General features: G+C 71.7%; 16 protein-coding genes. 6 read left to right on the top strand and 10 right to left on the bottom strand.

Annotation, left to right across the window (positions count from 1 at the left end; all coding sequences use genetic code 11):
- Positions 1 to 151 precede the first annotated feature (151 nt).
- On the bottom strand, positions 152 to 529 hold the full coding sequence (locus ACFW5B_RS31030) for a VOC family protein (RefSeq protein ID WP_386446913.1): 378 nt from the start codon (positions 527 to 529) through the stop codon (positions 152 to 154).
- Positions 530 to 603: 74 nt separating this feature from the next.
- Here ACFW5B_RS31030 and ACFW5B_RS31025 point away from each other — a divergent pair, with 74 nt between their 5' ends.
- Positions 604 to 1173, top strand: a complete 570-nt coding sequence (locus ACFW5B_RS31025) for a CGNR zinc finger domain-containing protein (protein WP_386446911.1) — start codon at positions 604 to 606, stop codon at positions 1171 to 1173.
- A 7-nt stretch (positions 1174 to 1180) separates the two neighbouring features.
- Here ACFW5B_RS31025 and ACFW5B_RS31020 read toward each other — a convergent pair whose 3' ends face one another.
- A complete protein-coding gene (locus ACFW5B_RS31020; RefSeq protein ID WP_386446908.1) occupies positions 1181 to 2521 on the bottom strand; it encodes a UDP-glucose dehydrogenase family protein in 1341 nt (446 codons plus the stop codon).
- Positions 2522 to 2882: 361 nt separating this feature from the next.
- Between ACFW5B_RS31020 and ACFW5B_RS31015 the strand changes: the two genes are divergently transcribed.
- Positions 2883 to 4058, top strand: coding sequence for an acyl-CoA dehydrogenase family protein (locus ACFW5B_RS31015; RefSeq protein ID WP_386446905.1), 1176 nt, complete (start codon positions 2883 to 2885; stop codon positions 4056 to 4058).
- A gap of 61 nt (positions 4059 to 4119) precedes the next feature.
- Here ACFW5B_RS31015 and ACFW5B_RS31010 read toward each other — a convergent pair whose 3' ends face one another.
- On the bottom strand, positions 4120 to 5448 hold the full coding sequence (locus ACFW5B_RS31010) for an LCP family protein (protein ID WP_386446903.1): 1329 nt from the start codon (positions 5446 to 5448) through the stop codon (positions 4120 to 4122).
- Between the two features lie 271 nt (positions 5449 to 5719).
- Here ACFW5B_RS31010 and ACFW5B_RS31005 point away from each other — a divergent pair, with 271 nt between their 5' ends.
- Positions 5720 to 6274 carry an acyl-CoA thioesterase gene (locus ACFW5B_RS31005; RefSeq protein WP_386446900.1) on the top strand — a complete coding sequence of 185 codons (555 nt, stop codon included), beginning with the start codon at positions 5720 to 5722 and terminating at the stop codon, positions 6272 to 6274.
- On the opposite strand, the gene ACFW5B_RS31000 is transcribed toward ACFW5B_RS31005, so the two are convergent.
- The 3 genes from ACFW5B_RS31000 to ACFW5B_RS30990 all read right to left on the bottom strand — a co-directional run bounded on the left by ACFW5B_RS31000 (position 6225) and on the right by ACFW5B_RS30990 (position 8867).
- On the bottom strand, positions 6225 to 6806 hold the full coding sequence (locus ACFW5B_RS31000) for a VanZ family protein (protein ID WP_386446897.1): 582 nt from the start codon (positions 6804 to 6806) through the stop codon (positions 6225 to 6227). The two genes, ACFW5B_RS31005 and ACFW5B_RS31000, sit on opposite strands and share 50 nt — an antisense overlap.
- A gap of 38 nt (positions 6807 to 6844) precedes the next feature.
- The gene (locus tag ACFW5B_RS30995) at positions 6845 to 7303 is read right to left on the bottom strand and encodes a hypothetical protein (protein WP_386446894.1); all 459 of its coding nucleotides are present in this window, start codon (positions 7301 to 7303) and stop codon (positions 6845 to 6847) included.
- Positions 7304 to 7403: 100 nt separating this feature from the next.
- The gene (locus ACFW5B_RS30990) at positions 7404 to 8867 is read right to left on the bottom strand and encodes an LCP family protein (protein ID WP_386446891.1); all 1464 of its coding nucleotides are present in this window, start codon (positions 8865 to 8867) and stop codon (positions 7404 to 7406) included.
- 282 nt (positions 8868 to 9149) lie between these two features.
- On the opposite strand from ACFW5B_RS30990, the gene ACFW5B_RS30985 reads away from it, so the two are divergent.
- Positions 9150 to 10181 carry a glycosyltransferase family 2 protein gene (locus ACFW5B_RS30985; protein WP_386446888.1) on the top strand — a complete coding sequence of 344 codons (1032 nt, stop codon included), beginning with the start codon at positions 9150 to 9152 and terminating at the stop codon, positions 10179 to 10181.
- A 306-nt stretch (positions 10182 to 10487) separates the two neighbouring features.
- Here the strand turns inward: ACFW5B_RS30985 and ACFW5B_RS30980 are convergent, their stop codons facing one another.
- The 4 genes from ACFW5B_RS30980 to ACFW5B_RS30965 form a co-directional block, all read right to left on the bottom strand.
- Positions 10488 to 12188 (bottom strand): LCP family protein, encoded by a 1701-nt coding sequence (locus tag ACFW5B_RS30980; RefSeq protein ID WP_386446886.1) that lies wholly within the window; start codon positions 12186 to 12188, stop codon positions 10488 to 10490.
- A gap of 71 nt (positions 12189 to 12259) precedes the next feature.
- On the bottom strand, positions 12260 to 14032 hold the full coding sequence (locus ACFW5B_RS30975) for an LCP family protein (protein ID WP_386446883.1): 1773 nt from the start codon (positions 14030 to 14032) through the stop codon (positions 12260 to 12262).
- Between the two features lie 224 nt (positions 14033 to 14256).
- On the bottom strand, positions 14257 to 15495 hold the full coding sequence (locus tag ACFW5B_RS30970; protein WP_386446880.1) for an LCP family protein: 1239 nt from the start codon (positions 15493 to 15495) through the stop codon (positions 14257 to 14259).
- Positions 15496 to 15656: 161 nt separating this feature from the next.
- Positions 15657 to 16418 (bottom strand): TIGR03089 family protein, encoded by a 762-nt coding sequence (locus ACFW5B_RS30965; RefSeq protein ID WP_386446877.1) that lies wholly within the window; start codon positions 16416 to 16418, stop codon positions 15657 to 15659.
- Between the two features lie 129 nt (positions 16419 to 16547).
- On the opposite strand from ACFW5B_RS30965, the gene ACFW5B_RS30960 reads away from it, so the two are divergent.
- Positions 16548 to 17885, top strand: coding sequence for a peptidoglycan recognition protein (locus tag ACFW5B_RS30960; protein WP_386446874.1), 1338 nt, complete (start codon positions 16548 to 16550; stop codon positions 17883 to 17885).
- 222 nt (positions 17886 to 18107) lie between these two features.
- On the top strand, positions 18108 to 19190 hold the full coding sequence (locus tag ACFW5B_RS30955; protein WP_386446872.1) for a sugar phosphate nucleotidyltransferase: 1083 nt from the start codon (positions 18108 to 18110) through the stop codon (positions 19188 to 19190).
- Positions 19191 to 19328: the final 138 nt, after the last annotated feature.

The following is a 19328-nucleotide window of genomic DNA, read 5'->3' as shown; positions in this document are numbered from 1 at the left end:
CGGCACACCCCACCCGCGCAGGCCCGTCACCGCACCCGACAGCCCCGCGCAGCGGAACCGCCCGCCGAAGGCGCAACGGCGAAAACCCACCACGGCGGGAAAGCCGAAAACGTGGGATAGAAGCAAAGCGCAGCCGAAACGTGGGGGAGAACTACTTCGCGCTGAAGCAGAGACAGAAGGGGTGGCCCGCAGGGTCGAGGTAGACCCGGAAGTCGCGGATGCCCTCATCGTGTTGGACCAGCTTCGCGCCCAGGGCGAGGACCTTCCGTTCGGCCTCTTCGATGTCGGAGTGGGCCACGTCGAAGTCCAGATGGATTTGCTGGGGGACCTCCTGGCCGGGCCACTGCGGGGGGCGGTAGTCCGGTACGCGCTGAAAGGCGAGCGTGCGGCCCGTGGGGCCGGCGATCTCGATCCAGTCGTCGTTGTCGCTGCCCGTGACCTGCCAGTCGAGCATCTCGGCGTAGAAGTTGGCGAGTGCCCGGTGGTCGGGGCAGTCCAGTGCGACGACGCCCAGCTTGATCAGACTCATGGCGTTACCTCCTCAGGCCTTCAACCGGTAACTGCGTTACCGCATGATTGCGGTTTATCGGTAACGTGGCAAGGGTGGCATCCCGAACAGCGCCGGACTCCCTGCGGTGGGTGCAGGATCTGGTGAACACGCTCGATATCGAGACCGGTGAAGACACGCTGGCCGCCGATGGCGGTGCCGGCGTCTTTCTGCGCGACCACGGGGTGCCCGAATCCGCCCCGGGGCACGGCGAGGTGGAGCCCCGGGAGCTGCGGGAGCTGGGTGAGCTGCGGGAGGCGCTCCGGGACGTGTGTCTGGCGCACACCGCCGGGACCGCCGTACCCGAGGCGGCGATCCGTTCGCTGGACCGGCTGCTGGCGGCCGCGCCCCTCGTCCTGGCCATGGAGCCGGACGGCGGCGCCGCGCTGCGGCCGGCCCCGGGGCTCGTCGGCAGCGCGTACCTCACCGCCCGGATCGCCGCGGGGATCGCGACCGCGGTCACCGACGGCACCTGGAAGCGGCTCAAGGCGTGTGAGACCCACGACTGCCGCTGGGTGTTCTACGACCGGAGCCCGGCCGGCCGCAGCCGCTGGTGCACCATGGCGGTCTGCGGCAGCCGGGCGAAAATGCGGACCTACCGGGCCCGGCGTGCGGAGTCCGGGTAACCGGGAGCTACGCCTGCGGGCGGCCCAGGGCGCGGTACGTCCAGCCGGCCTTGCGCCACAGCACCGGGTCCAGGGCGTTGCGGCCGTCCAGGATGCGGCGCTCGGCGGCGACCTCGGCGAGGGCGGCCGGGTCCAGCTCGCGGAACTCGCGCCACTCCGTCAGATGCAGCACCACGTCCGCGCCGCGCACCGCCTCCAGCGCGCTGTCCGCGTAGGCCAGCGTCGGGAAGAGCCGCCGGGCGTTCTCCATGCCCTTGGGGTCGTAGACGGTGACCTGGCCGCCCTGGAGGTGGATCTGACCGGCGACGTTGAGCGCGGGGGAGTCGCGGACGTCGTCGGAGTCCGGCTTGAAGGTCGCACCCAGGACGGCGACCCGCTTGCCGAGGAAGCCTCCGCCGACCGCGTCCCGGGTCAGCTCGACCATGTGGCCGCGGCGCCGCATGTTGATCGAGTCGATCTCGCGGAGGAAGGTCAGGGCCTGGTCGGCACCCAGCTCACCGGCGCGTGCCATGAAGGCGCGCAGGTCCTTGGGCAGGCAGCCGCCGCCGAAGCCGATGCCGGCCCGGAGGAACTTCTTGCCGATCCGGTCGTCGTGCCCGATGGCCTCGGCCAGCTTCACCACATCGCCGTCGGCCGCCTCGCAGACCTCCGCCATCGCGTTGATGAAGGAGATCTTGGTCGCCAGGAAGGAGTTGGCGGAGGTCTTCACCAGCTCGGCCGTCGGGTAGTCCATGACGATGAACGGCGAGCCCTCGGCGATCGGGGCGGCGTACACCTCGCGCAGCAGCTCCTCGGCCCGCGCGCCGGCCACCCCGGCGACGATCCGGTCCGGGTGCAGGGTGTCCTTGACGGCGAAGCCCTCGCGCAGGAACTCCGGGTTCCAGGCCAGCTCTGCGGCCTCGCCCGCGGGGGCCGCCGCGGCGAGCCGGGCGGCGAGCCGGGCCGCGCTGCCCACCGGCACCGTCGACTTGCCGACGACCAGGGTGGGCCGGGTCAGATGCGGCGCCAGCGCGTCGAAGGCGCTCTCCACATAGCTCATGTCGCAGGCGTACTCGCCGTGCTTCTGCGGGGTGTTCACGCAGACGAAGTGGACGTCACCGAAGGCCCCGGCCTCCTCGTAGGACGTGGTGAAGCGCAGCCGGCCGGTCGCGCCCTCGATCCCGGCGACATGGCGGCGCAGCAGCTCCTCCAGACCGGGCTCGTACATCGGGACCTGGCCCCGCTGCAGCATCTCGATCTTCTCGGGGACCACGTCGAGCCCCAGCACCTCGAAGCCCAGCTCGGCCATGGCCGCGGCGTGGGTGGCGCCGAGGTAGCCGGTGCCGATCACGGTGATCTTGAGGGGCATGGACGCTCCAAACAGGCGGGTGCGGCGCGAAGCGCCGGCGTTGAGGGGTGGTGGTCGGGCGACGGGTGGGCGGGTGCGGCGCGAAGCGCCGGCGTTGAGGGGCGGTGGTCGGGCGACGGGTGGGCGGGTGCGGCGCGAAGCGCCGGCGTTGAGGGGCGGTGGTCGGGTGGGCAGGGGAAACGGCGCGGACCGAGCATAGTCGGGAGGGGAATGGCCCACTCCAGCCATGGAGGCGCTGCCGGTGTAACTGTCGGCAACCTCACGTATCCGCAGCCGGGCTCGGCGCCTAGAATCCGGAGACGTATCGGGTTACTTAACGGTAGTTAGCACTAGCAGTCAGCTCACAGGGGAGTGAGAAACCTTGGCGGGAACCGCTGATTTCGATCTGTACCGGCCGTCCGAGGAGCACGACATGCTCCGCGAGTCGGTGCGCTCGCTCGCCGAGGCGAAGATCGCGCCGTTCGCCGCAGCGGTCGACGAGGAGGCCCGCTTCCCGCAGGAGGCGCTCGACGCGCTGGTCGCCAACGACCTGCACGCCGTCCACGTACCGGAGAGCTACGGCGGTGCCGGCGCCGACGCGCTGGCCACCGTCATCGTCATCGAGGAGGTCGCCCGCGTCTGTGCGTCGTCCTCGCTCATCCCGGCGGTCAACAAGCTCGGCTCGCTGCCGGTGATCCTCTCCGGCTCCGAGGAGCTGAAGGCGAAGTACCTGGGCCCGCTGGCCAAGGGCGACGCGATGTTCTCGTACTGCCTGAGCGAGCCGGACGCCGGTTCGGACGCGGCCGGCATGAAGACCAAGGCGGTCCGCGACGGGGACCACTACGTCCTCAACGGCGTCAAGCGCTGGATCACCAACGCCGGCGTCAGCGAGTACTACACGGTGATGGCCGTCACCGACCCGGAGAAGCGCTCCAAGGGCATCTCGGCCTTCGTCGTCGAGAAGGGCGACGAGGGCGTCTCCTTCGGCGCCCCGGAGAAGAAGCTCGGGATCAAGGGCTCGCCGACCCGCGAGGTCTACCTCGACAACGTCCGCATCCCCGCCGACCGCATGATCGGCGCGGAGGGCACCGGCTTCGCCACCGCCATGAAGACCCTGGACCACACCCGCATCACCATCGCGGCCCAGGCGCTCGGCATCGCCCAGGGTGCCCTGGACTACGCCAAGGGCTACGTCCAGGAGCGCAAGCAGTTCGGCAAGCCGATCGGTGACTTCCAGGGCGTGCAGTTCATGCTCGCCGACATGGCCATGAAGGTGGAGGCGGCCCGCCAGCTCACCTACGCCGCGGCCGCCCGCTCCGAGCGGATATCGGCCGGGGGCAAGGGCGAGGACCTGACGTTCTTCGGCGCGGCGGCCAAGTGCTACGCCTCGGACGCGGCCATGGAGATCACCACGGACGCCGTCCAGCTGCTCGGCGGCTACGGCTACACCCGTGACTACCCGGTCGAGCGGATGATGCGGGACGCCAAGATCACGCAGATCTACGAGGGCACCAACCAGGTCCAGCGCATCGTGATGGCGCGCAACCTGCCGCAGTAAGGCGCACGGACGGCAGAGGGCCCCGGACCGCAGCGGCGGTCAGGGGCCCTTCGTGCTCCGGTCAGTTGCTGCTGACCGTGACCTTCTCGTCGTTGTTGAGCTGCTGCACCAGCTGCCGCAGCTTGGCTTTGTCCCAGACCAGGTTGCCGCCGTTGCTGCCGGAGACCGGCATGTTCATGGACTTGCCCTCGCCGCCGGTGACGCCCTTCATCGCGAAGAACATCTCGCCCAGGCTCCACAGGCTCATGTCCTTGTCGACGACGAGCGTGTCCAGGCCGGCGCTCATCGTCGGGTAGAGCTTGAAGGGGTTGAGGATCGTGCCGGGGGTGGCGGTCTGGCTCGCCAGCGTCGCCAGGAACTTCTGCTGGTTCTTCGTACGGTCCAGGTCCTGCTGGGCGAAGGCGTGCCGGGTGCGGACGTAGGCGAGCGCCTGCTGGCCGTTGAGGGTCTGCTTGCCGGCCGGGAAATCGGCGCCGGAGTCCTTGTCCTTGATCGCCTTGGGGAGGTCCATCTCGACGCCGCCGATGGCGTCCACGATGTTGGCGAAGCCGGCGAAGCCGATCTCGACGTAGTGGTCGATGTGCAGCTTGGTGTTGTACTCGACGGTGCGCACCAGCAGCTCCGGGCCGTCCTCGGCGTAGGCCGCGTTGAGCTTGGTGTGTCGTCCGGTCCCCGGGTACTTCTTGCCGGAGTCCGAGCCGATGTAGGTGGGTATCTCCACGTCCGAGTCGCGCGGCAGGGATATCAGCGTCGGGCCGTTGCTGCCGTCGTGCAGGATCATCATCGAGTCGGTGCGCTTGCCCTCGGCGGAGCCGGTGTGCAGCTTGCGCTTCTGCGCGGCGGTCATGCCCTCGCGGCTGTCCGAGCCGACGATCAGGTAGTTGGTGCCGTCGCCGGTCTCCGGGCGGTCGATGACCTTGCTCAGGTCGACCTTGCGGCGGAGCTTGCCGTCGGCCCAGAAGTAGGTGGCGACCGAGGTGACCGCCAGCACCGCGACCAGGGTGATGACCGTCCACTTGATGCGCTTGCCCCAGCGGGGGCGCGGCCGGCCGGGGCCGTCGTAGCCGTCGTCGTAGCGGCCGCCGCCACCACGGCCGCCGCCGTAGACCTGGCCGGTGTTGTAACCGTCGTCGTACGCGTCGTCGTAGCCCTGGGACTGCTGCGGCGGTACGGACGCCCCCCTGCGCGGGGACATCGACGACGGCATCGGAGGCTCGTGCCGCTGATAGCCGGGGCCTGCGTCGCGCCGCACCTGGGGCATGGCGCGCGCACCCTCCGGCTCGGCACTGCCGCTGCCGTATCCGTACCGGTTGCCGCTCTGGTCGCCGGACCACCCGCCCCCGTTCTCGGCTCCGCTCGGACGGGAGGTGCCCCCTTGCCACTGATTCATATGAGGAGTGTGCACGCCGGAGCAGGGTGCTTTACAGGGCGGGTGCGGGATCGGGCCCGTGCTGTTGCAGAGCTGATGCAAAGCCACGGAGGTCTTCCACCGCATACCGCAAGGGGCCATGACCATTCCGACCTGCACGAATGGAAGCGACCATTCCGGAAGGTTTGCGGCGGGAGCGGTGAGACCTGTGTCACGGACCTGCGCAAACGGCGAGATGAGTCTCACGAACGGCACGGGACGGGGCCGCACGGGCGCCGCTTAGGCTGGCTCCATGACCGAACTCGTCACCGACGACCCCGAGGGCGAAGTGGTGGGCAAGCCCACTTCCGTGTCCCGCATCACGCTCAGCCACATCATGACGGCCGGCGACACGAACCTCCTGGGCACGGTGCACGGTGGCGTGATCATGAAACTCGTCGACGACGCGGCGGGTGCGGTGGCCGGACGCCACTCCGGCGGCCCGGCCGTGACCGCTTCCATGGACGAGATGGCCTTCCTCGAACCGGTCCGCATCGGCGACCTCGTCCACGTCCGCGCCCAGGTCAACTGGACCGGGCGCTCCTCGATGGAGGTCGGCGTACGGGTCCTGGCCGAGCGCTGGAACGAGTCCACCCCGGCCCAGCAGGTCGGCTCCGCCTACCTCGTCTTCGCCGCCGTCGACGAGCAGGGCAGGCCGCGCCGGGTGCCGCCGGTGCTCCCCGAGACCGAGCGGGACAAGCGCCGCTACCAGGAGGCGCAGATCCGCCGGACACACCGCCTCGCCCGGCGGCGCGCGATCATGGAGCTGCGCGAACGGCGCGCCGCGGAAGGCCTCGACGACGCATAGCGGCGACCGCGTGCTGCGCGGCCAGCGCCAGCCCGGTGCCGACGACGGTGCCGGCCGCCGCGCAGATCACATCGTCGATATCGGCGATCCGCCCGGCCCGCATCAGCAGCTGCGCCGTCTCGATCACCAGACACAGACCCACGCCCAGCAGGAAGGCGCCGGCGGCCGACGCGCGCGGTGCCGCGAACCGCAGCAGCAGCGGCGCGGGCACGAACAGCGCGGCATTGGCGATCTGCCGCCGCACCAGCATCGCCAGCTCCCCGGGTTCCAGTTGGGCGCCCAGGTCGAACAGCCCCTCACCGGGGCGCCACCACACCGTCGCGTCCCCGGACCCGACCGGCTGGCTGGGCGCGAGCGTCGCCAGCAGGAGCAGCAGCAGCCAGCCCGCGAGCAGTACCCGGGACGTGGTGCGCGGTACGCCGCTGTCGGGGGCGAGCGCCGTCCACAGGGCGAGCGCCATCGCCGCCGCCAGCGCCAGCGCCAGGAAGAGCGCCACCGTGGTGGGGGTGATGCCCAGCACAACCTGCCACACAGTGCGCCCCTTTCAGGACATTGCGAACATCCAGGACATCAACTGCAGCTCCATTTCGTGACGTAGAACGTCTCCCCCCGCTCCATGACGCCCCGGATGCACTCATCCGCGAGCATCTCCACCCGGCCGCTGAGCCCGACGGTGCCACCCTCGGTCCGCCGGGTGCCGAACCAGCCGGGGAACGCGGTGATCCGCTCGTTCTTGCGCTGGTAGCCGAGCCGCACGACGATCTCGTCGAGCCCGGCCGCCGGCCCGAGCCGCCGGTAGGTCGCGGTGTACGTCCCGTCGGCGCCCACCGGCCCCTGCAGGCACAGCTGGCCGCGCACCAGGTCCCCGCAGCCGGTCGGTGCCGGGGGCGCCGGTGGCGCCGCGGCGACGGTGCCCGCGACCAGGCACAGCGCGGCGGCGGCCACCGTGGCCCGGCGCGCCCGGCAGCGGGCCTCCGGCCGGCGCACCGGCGGCCTGGGCAGAGTGCGACGGGGCGCGGGGACGCTCATGCCGCACCCTCGCTCCGCCCGGCCCCGCCGGTGCGAGGTACCCACCCGTTGCCCGTGATCCACCGGCCTCCGGCCGGGAGGGGCCCCATGCTGCGCTCCCTCATGGGCACACGGCCTCGTCCCCGGTGATCGCCGAGATCCGGCCCGGCTTCCGTGGCGGCTCCTCGGCCCGTACCCGCTGCACCGCCGGGTGGTTCCGGCCGACCGTCACCTGCATCACCGGACCCCGTCCGCCGGCCGGCCGCAGCTCCGCGCCGGGCAGCGCGGCGGCCAGCGAGCGGGCCGAACGGTCCCAGCGCGGGTCGTAGGCGATCACCGTGCGGGGCACCGTGCCGAGGGCGGAGTTGCCGGGGGTGCCGGTGGTCGCGAAGCCGGTGGCGTGCAGCGCACCGGCGACCGCAGCGGCCTGCCCGGCCCGGCCGCTGCCGTTGTCGACCTGCACCTGGACCTGGCCCGGCGGGACGTCCACCACCTTGGCCCGCGGCTCCTTCCGGTTCCGGGGCACCGCGATCGGCCGGTCCTCGCGGATCGCCCGGAAGAGCTTCGGCGCCTGCACCGGATCCCAGCGCACGGTCGAGCCGACGCCCGGCACCGGCTGGGCCACATCGCCCAGCGGCACGGACGTGAACTCCGAGGAGGACGGGGTGAAGCCGCGCATCGCCTGCCCGAGATCGACCAGGTCATTGGCCCCGAAGCCCGAATCGGCCCGTACGGACTTGAGCATCGTGTCGGCGACGTCCCTGAAGCGGATGGGGTTCATCAGCACTCCGGAGGAGGTGATCTTGTGGATGAGGGCGGCCAGGAAGCGCTGCTGGCGCTGCATCCGGCCGAGATCGGCGGAGCCGTCCACATGCCGCGCGCGGACGTACTGCAGCGCCTGGCCGCCGTTGAGCCGCGAGCGGCCGACCGGCAGATCCAGCCCCGTGAAGCTGTCCCGCAGCGGCCGTACGGTGCAGATCTCCACCCCGCCGACGGCGTCCACGCTGCGCATGAAGCTGGTGAAGTCGACCTCCAGGTAGTGGTCGATGTGCACCCCCGTCATGTGCTCGACGGTCCGCACGGTGAGGTTGGCGCCGCCCTCGGCGTAGGCCGCGTTGAGCTTGATGGGGTGCTGGGCGCGCGGCCGGCCGGTGACGGCGTCGGTGTGCGCGGGCACCTCGGCGTAGGAGTCGCGGGGCAGACTGATCACGCTGGCGCGGTCCCGGTCGGCGGAGAGGTGCACCAGCATCAGGGTGTCGGTGCAGTGACAGGGCGCACCGCCCAGGTGGTACCGCTGCTTCTCCGCCGAGGTCAGCCGGTCGCGCCCGTCCGTGCCGACGACCAGGAAGTTCAGCCCGTCGCCGCCCCCGGGCCGGTTGCTCATGCCGGTGAAGGCGTCCACCCGGCCGATACCGCTCTCCACGCCGGTGACCACGGCGTGCCCGACGCCGCTCGCGGCCAGCAGCAGTACGGACGCGAGCGCGCCGGTTCGCAGCCCCCAGCGCGGCCCCGGCGGGCGCCGTCGCGCACGGGGCCGGACGGCCCGGCGCCGGGCCGGACGGGGGGAGCGGAACGGCGCGGTCACGGGGGACACCTCCGCGGCTGGACGGCGTGCTCGGGGCCCGGCGGGGAGCGGGGCAGGGCGGAAACGGGAGGAACGGGAGAAGCAGCGGTCAATCCGACCAGGGCACCGTAGGTCGATACGATCGGCTGCAAAGCGCCACACGCCGGGCATCCGCCGCCCGGCCACCCGGCTGCGTCCGAGGGTGTCCGCCGTTCGCGGTAACGTGAGGCGCGATCCCTGCAGTCTCCCGGCGGGCGCTGCCGCCGCTGGCGGCTCCGCCGCGGGCCGTCCCCCCGAGGAAACATGCCGCAGCAGCAGTCCCCGGCCGTCTCCGTGATCATGCCGGTGCTCAATGAGGAACGTCACCTGCGCAATTCGGTCCGGCACATCCTGGAGCAGGAGTACGCCGGTGAGATGGAGGTGGTGATCGCCCTCGGCCCGTCCACGGACCGTACGGACGAGATCGCCGCCGAGCTCGTCGCCGAGGACGCCCGGGTGCACACCGTGCCCAACCCCACCGGCCGCACCCCCGCCGCGCTGAACGCCGCGATCAAGGCATCCCGGCACCCGATCGTGGTGCGCGTCGACGGCCACGGCATGCTCTCGCCGAATTACATCGCCACCGCGGTGCGCCTCCTGGAGGAGACCGGCGCGGCGAATGTCGGCGGCATCATGCACGCCGAGGGCGAGAACGCCTGGGAGGACGCGGTCGCCGCCGCGATGACCTCCAAGATCGGCGTGGGCAACGCCGCCTTCCACACCGGCGGGCAGGCCGGTCCCGCCGAGACCGTCTACCTCGGGGTGTTCCGGCGCGAGGCGCTGGAGCAGCAGGGCGGCTACAACGAGGAGTTCATCCGCGCCCAGGACTGGGAGCTGAACTTCCGCATCCGCGAGGCCGGCGGGCAGATCTGGTTCTCGCCCGAGCTGCGGGTGCAGTACCGCCCGCGGCCGAGCATCAAGGCGCTGGCCAAGCAGTACAAGGACTACGGCAAGTGGCGCCATGTCGTCGCCCGCTACCACGCCGGTTCGATCAATCTGCGCTATCTCGCGCCGCCGACCGCGGTGTGCGCCATCGCGGCGGGCCTGGTGATCGGCGCGGCCGTCACCCCCTGGGGCCTGGTCGTCCCGGCGGGCTATCTGGCCGCCATCACCGCGGGTTCGGTGCCGGCCGGCAAGGGCCTGTCGCTCAAGGCCCGCGCCCAGATCCCGGTCGCCCTGGCGACCATGCACATGGCCTGGGGCGCGGGCTTCCTGACCAGCCCCCGCTCGCTCGCGAAGAAGGTCATCGCCAGCCGCCGCCCGGCGGTCCTGACCCCGGCGGCGGACGCCGAGTAACGGGGCCGCCGGCCCGCTGACGGAGGCCCGTGCGGCTGAGCCGCGGCGGGAACGTCCGCTCCACGCGGGAACGTCCGCTCCACGGCGGGAACCTCTCCTCTACACCCGCCCACCCCCCGAAGGGGGGTGGGCGGCGGGGAAAAAACCAGGCGGCGGAAAAACCCCGGGCGGCCAACTCGCCGCCCCCGCCCAGAAGGTGCGCGACGCCCAGAAGACGTGCCACGCCCAGAAGACGTGCCACGCCCAGGCGTACCACGCCCCTGGAGGCGTACCACGTCCAGAAGGCCTACACCGCCCAGAAACCGCCTAGAAGGTGTACGAAGGATTCACCTTCATACAGGCCTTGGTGTCCTCGCCGTTGAGGGCGTCCGCGCTGTCCGGTGCCTTGTCCGCACCCTTCTCGTCGCCCTGCTTCGGGTACGCCGTACCGCTGCGCCAGTCGTTGCCGACGACCAGCCGCATCCCGGTGGCCGAACTCGACTCCCGGACCGCGCTCTTGGGCAGCCCGAGCGCCTTCGCCAGTGTCAGCGCGTCGCCCCGCTGCCCCTTGTCTTGGTACGTGATCGTGGTGTCGGCCTGCGTGGTGAGCGCGGGGTCGGTGCCGGCCGCGGTGTAGCCCAGGCCGGACAGCTGCTGCTGGACGGCCGACGCGCGGCCGGAGACCGGGCCGTTCACCGTGCTGTTGGTGCCGTTCTGCACCACAACCTTCAGCTGGTCCCTGGGCGTTGCCGGCTTCGGCGCCGGGGTGGCCTTCTTCTTCTTGTCCTTGCCGTCCAGCGCGGTGTCGTTGCGCAGCAGCCCGAAGGTCGCCTCCGCGTCGCCGGGCTTGGGCATGACATACGACTCGCCGGGGCCGTACTGCCAGGGCATGGTGACCATCGTGATGCGCTTGGTCGGCACCCGGCTGAGGTCGCCGCCGAGGTCGTAGAGCTTCTTGACGGTGTCGAGCCCGTCATCGACGGTCAGCGCCTGGGTGGCGGCCTCCGCCAGATCCCGCAGCTGCCCCGGGTTGGAGAGCTTGGTGCCGGCCTTCAGCTGGCGGACCATCGAGTTCATGTACATGTGCTGGGCCTTGGCCCGGCCGATGTCGGTGTTGTCCTCGAAGCCGTAGCGGGTGCGCAGCCACTGCAGGGCCTGGACGCCCTTGACGGGGTGGGTGCCCTTGGTGAGCTTCAGCCCGCTGCCGTGGCCCTTGCTGTCGTGCGAGTAGATGTTGTTGTCGACGCAGACCGGGACGCCGCCGATGGCGTCCGCCATGTCCACCACACCGGCGAAGTCGACCATCATGAAGTGGTCGATGTAGATGCCGGTCAGCTCCTGCCAGGTGGCGAGGGTGCAGCCCGGACCGCCGTGCTGGAGCGACTGGTTGATGGCCGCGGAGGTCTGCGGAAAGACCTCGTGCGTCTTCGGGTCGGTGCAGCGGGGGATCGTCACCCGGGTGTCCCGCGGGATGGAGATCACCGACATGTTGCTGCGGTCCGCCGAGACGTGCACCAGCATCTGCACGTCGGCCAGCGGCTTGCGGTCCGCGTCCTGCCGGGCGCCGCCGAGCTCGATGTTCTTGGCGCTGTTCCGGCCGTCGGAGCCCAGCAGCAGGATGTTCAGCGGACTCTGCCCGAAGGCGTTGGGGTCCGGCTTCTTCAGGCCGCCGCCGCCCAGGGACCGCGGGGCCTTGCGGAGGTTGGCATTGAGGTGCTCGTAGTACCAGTACCCGGCACCCGCGCCGCCCGCTATCAGGACGGCGAGGGTGACGGCGGTCCAGCGCAGCGCCTTGCGGCCCTTGCGGCGCGGCTGCCCCGCCGTGCGGCGCCCGCCGCCGTCGGCGGGCGCACCGCCGTCACCGGCGCCGTCCGCCGAGGGCACGGCGCCGCCGTCGGACGGCGTCCAGCCGGGCGCGTCCGGGGGCAGCCCCTTGTCCTCGTAGCCGCCGTCGTCACCGGCCGGCTCCTCCACTACCGGTTCGCGTCTGCGACGCGACCGGTCACCACGCACACTGCTCAGCCCCATGCGGCCCTCTCCCCGTTATCCGTCCGGTGGTGCGCTCGGCGCCTCGGCGGGGCGGCCGGAACCCGCTCAATTCACTTTGCGCAGATGTTCTTGTCATCTGCATTGACGTTCTGTACCCCGTCCGGGGTTTCGGTCGGCGCCTCGATCGGCGAACCCGGCGCCTTGAAGTCCTTGCCGAGGACGAGCTTCATCGGCTCGCGGTCCCCGGCGTTCTGCCCGGACTTCTTCAGCGCGCTCTTCGGCAGACCCATCCAGTCCGCCAGCGTGGCGGCCTGGTCGGCTTGGTTGGGCGCGTATTCGAGGCGGGTGGCGGCCAGCTTCTCCGGCGCGTTGCCGGCGTTGGTGGAGAGCTTGGCGCCCTTGGTGTTCTGCAGCCAGTCCACGGTCTCCTGGGCCGAGCCGATCGGCCCGCCGCCGTTGGTGACATCGACCCGGACGAGTCCGGCCGGGGCTTTCTTGGCCGGGCCGGAGCTCTTCTTCTTGCCCTTCTTCTTGTCCTTGGCCAGGGTGTGGTCCGCCCGCACCATCGCGAACAGCGGGTCCGCCTTGGCCTTGTCCATGATGACGGTGGCCGGGTCGTCGGGGTTGTCCAGCACCGGCACGGTGGCGAAGGTGACCTTGTCGATGTCGACCTTCTTCAGGTCGGTACCGAAGTCCAGCAGCTTGCCGGCGGTGCCGATACCGGTGTCGACGGTCAGCGCCTTGGTCGCCGCCTGGCTGACGTCGTAGAGCTTGCCGGGGCTGCTGAAGGCGCTGGACTTCAGCTTGCGGATCAGCGAGCTGAGGAACTGCTGCTGCAGCTCGATACGGCTCAGGTCGCTGCCGAAGCCGACGGTGTGCCGGGTACGGACGAACGCCAGCGCCTGCTCACCCTTGACGACGTGCCGGCCGGCCTTCAACTTCAGGTGCGACTTGGGGTCGTTGATGTCCTTGCCCGCGCACACCTCGACGCCGTCCACCGCGTTGGACAGCTCCTTGACCGCGTTGAAGTCGGCCATCATGAAGTGGTTGATCTTCAGCCCGGTCATCTTCTCGACGGTGCGCCAGGTGCAGCCGGGGTCCCGGCCCTCCTGGCCCAGGCTGGTGTTGAAGCGCACCCCGTGCTCACCCGGGATGTTCTTCGTCGAGCCGCCCTTCTTCGTGGGGCAGTTCGGGATGTCGGTGATCATGTCGCGCGGGATGCTCAGCGCGGTGGCGTTCGTCCGGTCCTTGGAGATGTGCATCAGGATCGTGGTGTCCGCGTGGCCCACGCTGCCCGCATCGCCGTAGCCGCCGTTGCCCTTACCGGAGCGCGAGTCGGTGCCGATGATCAGGAGGTTCACCGGGCCGTCGGAGACCGCCTCGTTCTCCACGCCGACGTCGACCTTGTTGATGTTGCCGTCGAGCTGCTGGTAGACGAAGTACGCGGCGCCGCAGCCGGCGACGAGCACGAAGCCCACCACACCGGCGGTCCAGTGCAGCGCCTTCTTCTTGCCCGACTTCTTCGGCTTGCGCTTGCGGCGGCTCGCCGAGCCCGCCTCGGCCGCCGTCGCGGTGGCCGTGCGGCTCGCGGCCGCCCGGCGCGCGGCCCGGCCGCCGGCCGGACGCTCCCCGTCCCCGTCCGCGGCGCCGCCGTCCCGGCCGGCGCGCTGCGTCGGCAGCGGACGGGTGTCGGTGTCGCCGACCTCGGCGTCCCGCTTACGGGCGGCGCGTCTGCCGACCGCAGTGCGGTCGGAGGGGCGAGCGGCGGCTTGACCGGCAGGGTCAAGCCGCAGTTCGTAGTTGCCGGTGTCCGGATCGAACACCCACTGATCGGCGGGATCGACGTTGTTGTCGCCCGCCCGCCCACGGCCTTGCGCGTCCACGGTGCCTTGAGTCCTCCGTCGGTGCCACGCGGCGCCATCCCCTCAAGGCGCTCGGTAGGTCGATTGTGCATTGCTTGGTTCATCGGTCGGCTTGGTCGTGCGACCGGATCGCTCACACTATCCGCCCAGTTCAGCGCCCCGCGACGCCCGTGACAAATTCCACTTACCTACAACTGGGCAATCCGCCCAATCCATTCGAGTCGTCGGCTTGTTTTGCGGCCTCTTTATTCACAGATCCCGCGTTCCGCCGTCGTCCCGGGAAAGGTCGGGCCCGAACTCGGCGACGGTACGGACGGTTCGTCCGGCCGGTCGTCCGAAGATCCGTTTCCGGTGCGGACCGGTTCCTCCCCGGCGCCCTGCGGGGGCGCCACGGTCACCGGAAGATCGCTGTGCAACTGCCCGAAGAGCCGCCCGGCGTCCGGCTGCACCAGCTCATCGCGATTCGGGTCCAGGCGGTACTCCCGCCGCGGCACGGTCATGAACTGGACCTTGCCGGTGGGAATGCGCCGGGTGCTGCGCACCAATTCGTACAGCCCCCGCAGGGAAGCGAGCTCGGTGTCCGTGGTCAGAGAACTCGTCGCGGCATCCAGCACCGGATACAGCCGCGTCGGATTGAGTAGGACACCATTGCTCTGCACTTTCTTCACGAGTGCGCCAAGAAATCGTTGTTGCCTCTCCATGCGCTGGGTATCGCTGCCGTTGCCCAGACTCTTTCGTGCCCGTACGTAACCGAGTGCGGCCTCACCGTGCAGGGTCTGCCGCCCCGCCGGCAGGGTGAGATGCGCCTCGGGATCATGGACCGGCCGCGGCAGACAGACCTCGACGCCGTCCACCGCGTTCACCATCCTCGTGAAACCGACGAAATCGATGATCAAGTAGTGGTCGATGCGGATTCCGGTCAGCTTCTCGACCGTGCGGATCGTGCAGGCCGGGCCGCCGGCCGCGAACGCCGCGTTGAACTGCGCCGGCCGCGGCGCGGTCTCCGTGCCGTCCGGACGCTTGCAGTGCGGCACCTCGACCATCAGATCGCGCGGAATGCTCACCGCTGTGGCGCTCTTCCGGTCGGCCGCGAGGTGCAGCAGCATCGTGGTGTCCGAGCGCTGGCCGCGGCTGTGGCCGTATCTGCCGTTGCCGCCCTTCCGGCTGTCGGAGCCGATCAGCAGCACGTTCTCGGCGTTCGGCGGGCCCGCCGGCGGCCGCTCGGACTCCCACTTCCGCAGCTCCCGCTCGGTGGCGCTGTCGGTGTGGATGTTGCTGTTCAGCTTGGCGTACACCGCCCAGCCGGTCCCGGCCCCGGCCAGTACGAAACCGGCCACCCCGAGCGCGGCCCAGCGGCGCCAGTGCCATCGGTACGGCGGGATGCGCGGCGGCCCCGGCCCGTCCGCCCCCGGCCCCCCGGCCGGGCGTGCGCCCCAGCCGGCGAACCTGGGGGGCTCGGGGGTATCGGTCACGTGTGCGTCCATCCCTCACGGAGTCGGCGTCGCGCCCGCACGCAGGGCCCGGACGGAACAAGAGACGGACGAAACCCGCGCATGGTTGTACGTACTCAAGATCCTGGCCTGAAACGGACGTACCGGCCCGCCCTGGGCCCGTCCGGTCCGCCGGACGGGGGAGCACGGCGCCCTCAGTGCGGCAGCGGCGCCCGGAACGTGATCTTCTCGCTGTTCTCCCGGTCCGCCGCGGCCTCGGCGCCCAGTCCGTCCGCATGACGGCACAGCACCACGGAGCCGCCGGTCGCCAGCGGCGCGTACAGCCCGTACGACAGGCCCTGCCAGCTGTCGTACCCCAGCCGCGACAGCACCCGCGGCGCCCCGGGCATCCCGGCCGCCTCCGCGTCGGCCAGCGCACGCGCCCCGACCCCGGCACCGGTCAGCTCCTCGCCGCCGACGGCCAGCGCCGCGGCACCCGGGTCCACCGGCACGAACGGCGCGAACCGGTCACCCTGGCCCGGCACCTCCACGGCATAGTCCGCGAAGCCCGCCGGCGGCTGCGGGAAGCGGCCGCCCAGCGGGCGCAGCGCCAGCGCCACCCGCTCCCCGGAGCAGGCGCGGGCCGCATCGAGCCGGTCCGGCCCGGCGACCACGAGATCAGCGGCGGCCGGATCGCCGTCCACCTCCGCCACCACACCCACCGACGAGCAGGCCAGCAGCCAGACGGCGGTCTGCCAGTGCGCGGGCAGCAGCAGCGCGAGCCGGTCGCCGGGTGCGGCGGCCAGATCGCCCTGGAGATAGTTGGCGGTCTTGGCCACCCAATTGGCGAAGGTCGCGACGGACAGTTCCACGCGCTCGCCGGTGGCGTCGTCGTAGAAGGTCACCAGCGGGCGGGCCGGGTCCGCGGCGAGCGCGGAACTCAGCAGGTCGGCGGGGGTGCGATCGGTGGCGTTCATCGCGGCCAGGGTACGCGCGGCGGCGGCCGGCGGCGGGCCGGGCCCGGCGGGCCCGCGCCACCGGATCGGCCGATGCCCCGTCAGATCAGCGTTGGCGCGTTCGCTGCGGCCGTGTCCAGGATTTTGTCCATGCGCCCCTTCCTCACGCTCTGTTGCGGCGCCCTGTGCACCGCCGCCCTCGCCCTGCCCCTCGCGCCGAGCGCCGGTGCGAGCGCCGCCCCCGCGCCGCACCCCGCCCGCTCCGGCGAGCTGCCGGGCAGCACCCAGTCCCTGCCGGTGGCGGCGCTCGGCGCACCCGCCCCGCACCCCGACGCCCGCGACTTCGGCACCCCCACGCCGCAGTCCCTCGGCCTGCCGGCCCGCACCGTACGGCCGTTCTCCCTCCTCGGGGTGGTCTGGGACGACGCCGCCGCCGAACTGCGCGGCCGGGTGCAGGTCCGCACCCGCGCCACCGGCGGCGGCGCCTGGTCCGGCTGGCAGGACGTCCAGGTCCACAACGACGACGCGCCCGACCTCGGCTCCGCCGAGCGGCGCGACAGCGCGGTCCGCGGCAGCACCGCGCCGTTGTGGGTCGGCGACTCCGACGCCGTCCAACTGCGCATCACCCCCGAGACCCACGACCGCGCCCGCGCCGGCCTCCCCGGCGGGCTGCGGCTGGAACTCGTCGACCCCGGCCGGGCACCGCGCGGCGTCCGCGGTGCGCACGCCGACCCGCCCGCCCCGCTCGGCCCGGAGGCCACCGCGGCCTCCGCCGCCAACGCCGGGCTCGCCCCGCTCGGCGCCACCGAGATCCCGGCCCTCGACCAGGCCGCCTCGCAGGGCGACGCGGTCGCGGAGGACGGGGCGCCGCCGGGCCGCACCTACGTCGGACCGCGCCCGCGGATCGTCACCCGGGCCGGCTGGGGCGCCGACGAGCAGCTGCGCGAGAAGGCCTTCACCTACACCCGCACCGTCCGCGCCGCGTTCGTCCACCACAGCGGCTCGGGCAACAACTACGACTGCGCCGAGGCCTCTTCACTGATCCGCGCCATGTACCGCTTCCACGTCAAGAGCAACCACTGGCGGGACATCGGCTACAACTTCCTCATCGACAAGTGCGGCACGGTCTACGAGGGCCGGGCGGGCGGCGTCGCCAAGCCCGTCATGGGCGCCCACACCCTCGGCTTCAATACGGACAGCACCGGTATCGCCGTCCTCGGCACCTTCACCGACGACGAGCCGCCGCAGCCCGCCGTCGACGCCATCGCCCGTCTGACGGCCTGGAAGCTCGGCCTCCACAGCGTCGATCCGCGCGCCACCATCCAGATGCTGTCCGGCGGCGGAAACCGCTTCCCCAAGGGCACCAAGGTCCCTCTGCACGTCATCTCCGGCCACCGCGACGGCTTCACCACCGACTGCCCCGGCGTCCACCTCTACAACAAGCTCGCCGCCACCCGCCTGGCCGCGGCCGAATTGCAGGGTCGCTGACCGGCTTCCGGCCCGCGCTCCTCCCGTGGCCTGAACGGCACCCGGGCGCCCCATCACGGAGGGCATCCGGGAGCCCGTCTGCCTACACTGGTCGGCCGATCAGCCGACCCCAGCAGGAAGCAGAGACCACAGTGAGCGTCGCACGTGCAGCCGCTCGGCTGTGGTCGACGACGAGAGCCGCACCGCTGCGCTGCACGGGCGGAGAAGCGAACAGAGGACACAGTGACTGAAGCGATCCTCCTGGTCGGCGGCAAGGGCACCCGGCTGCGCCCGCTGACGGTGCACACGCCCAAGCCCATGGTCCCGGCGGCGGGTGTGCCGTTCCTCACCCACCAACTGGCCCGCGCCCGGGCGGCCGGTGTCGAGCACATCGTTCTCGCCACCTCCTACCTCGCCGAGGTCTTCGAACCGTATTTCGGCGACGGTTCGGACCTCGGCCTGCACCTGGAGTACGTCACCGAAGAGGAGCCGCTGGGCACCGGCGGCGCCATCCGCAATGTCGCCTCGCGGCTGCACTCCGCCCCCGACGACCCGGTGCTGATCTTCAACGGCGACATCCTCACCGGCCTGGACATCGCCGCCCTGGTCGGCACCCACCGCACCTCCGGCGCCGATGTCTCGCTGCACCTCACCCGGGTCGAGGACCCGCGCGCCTTCGGCCTGGTGCCCACGGACGGCACCGGCCGGGTCACCGCCTTCCTGGAGAAGCCGCAGACCCCCGAGGAGATCGTCACCGACCAGATCAACGCCGGGGCGTACGTCTTCAACCGGTCGGTCATCGACACCATCCCGGCCGGCCGCCCGGTCTCCGTGGAGCGCGAGACCTTCCCCGGCCTGCTCGCCGACGGCGCCCACCTCCAGGGCATGGTCGACTCCACCTACTGGCTCGACCTGGGCACCCCGCAGGCCTTCGTCCGCGGCTCCGCCGACCTGGTCCTCGGCCGCGCCCCGTCCCCGGCGGTGCCCGGCCGCCGCGGGGAGCGCCTGGTCCTGGAGACCGCAGAGGTCGCCGGCGACGCCAAGCTCTCCGGTGGCACGGTCGTGGGCCCGCGCACCGTCATCGGTGCCGGTGCCGCACTCGACGGCAGCGCCGTCCTCGAAGGCGCGGTCATCGAACCGGGCGCCCGTATCCGTGACTCGCTGATCGGCGCCGGGGCGCACATCGGGGCCCGTGCGGTCCTGGACGGCGCGGTCATCGGGGACGGCGCACGGATCGGCGCCGACAACGAGCTGCGCGACGGCATCCGCATCTGGTGCGACGCCGTGATCCCGGCCGGCTCGGTCCGCTTCTCGTCGGACCAGTAGATGCCGCTCCCGCGGGAATGCCACTCCCCGCGGGAATGCCGCCCGGCAGCACCGCGTTGAGGCCCCGAGGGGGCGCTCGCCACCCCTACGGGATGCGTTCGCCCACCCCTTACGGTCCGCCCCGCGGTAACCCCCACG

Origin of the sequence: Streptomyces sp. NPDC058773 (assembly GCF_042746015.1) — a bacterium.
In the GTDB taxonomy this organism is placed as follows: domain Bacteria; phylum Actinomycetota; class Actinomycetes; order Streptomycetales; family Streptomycetaceae; genus Streptomyces.
The sequence above is the reverse complement of the archived record's forward strand: the minus strand, read 5'-3'. Positions and strand labels throughout refer to the sequence as shown.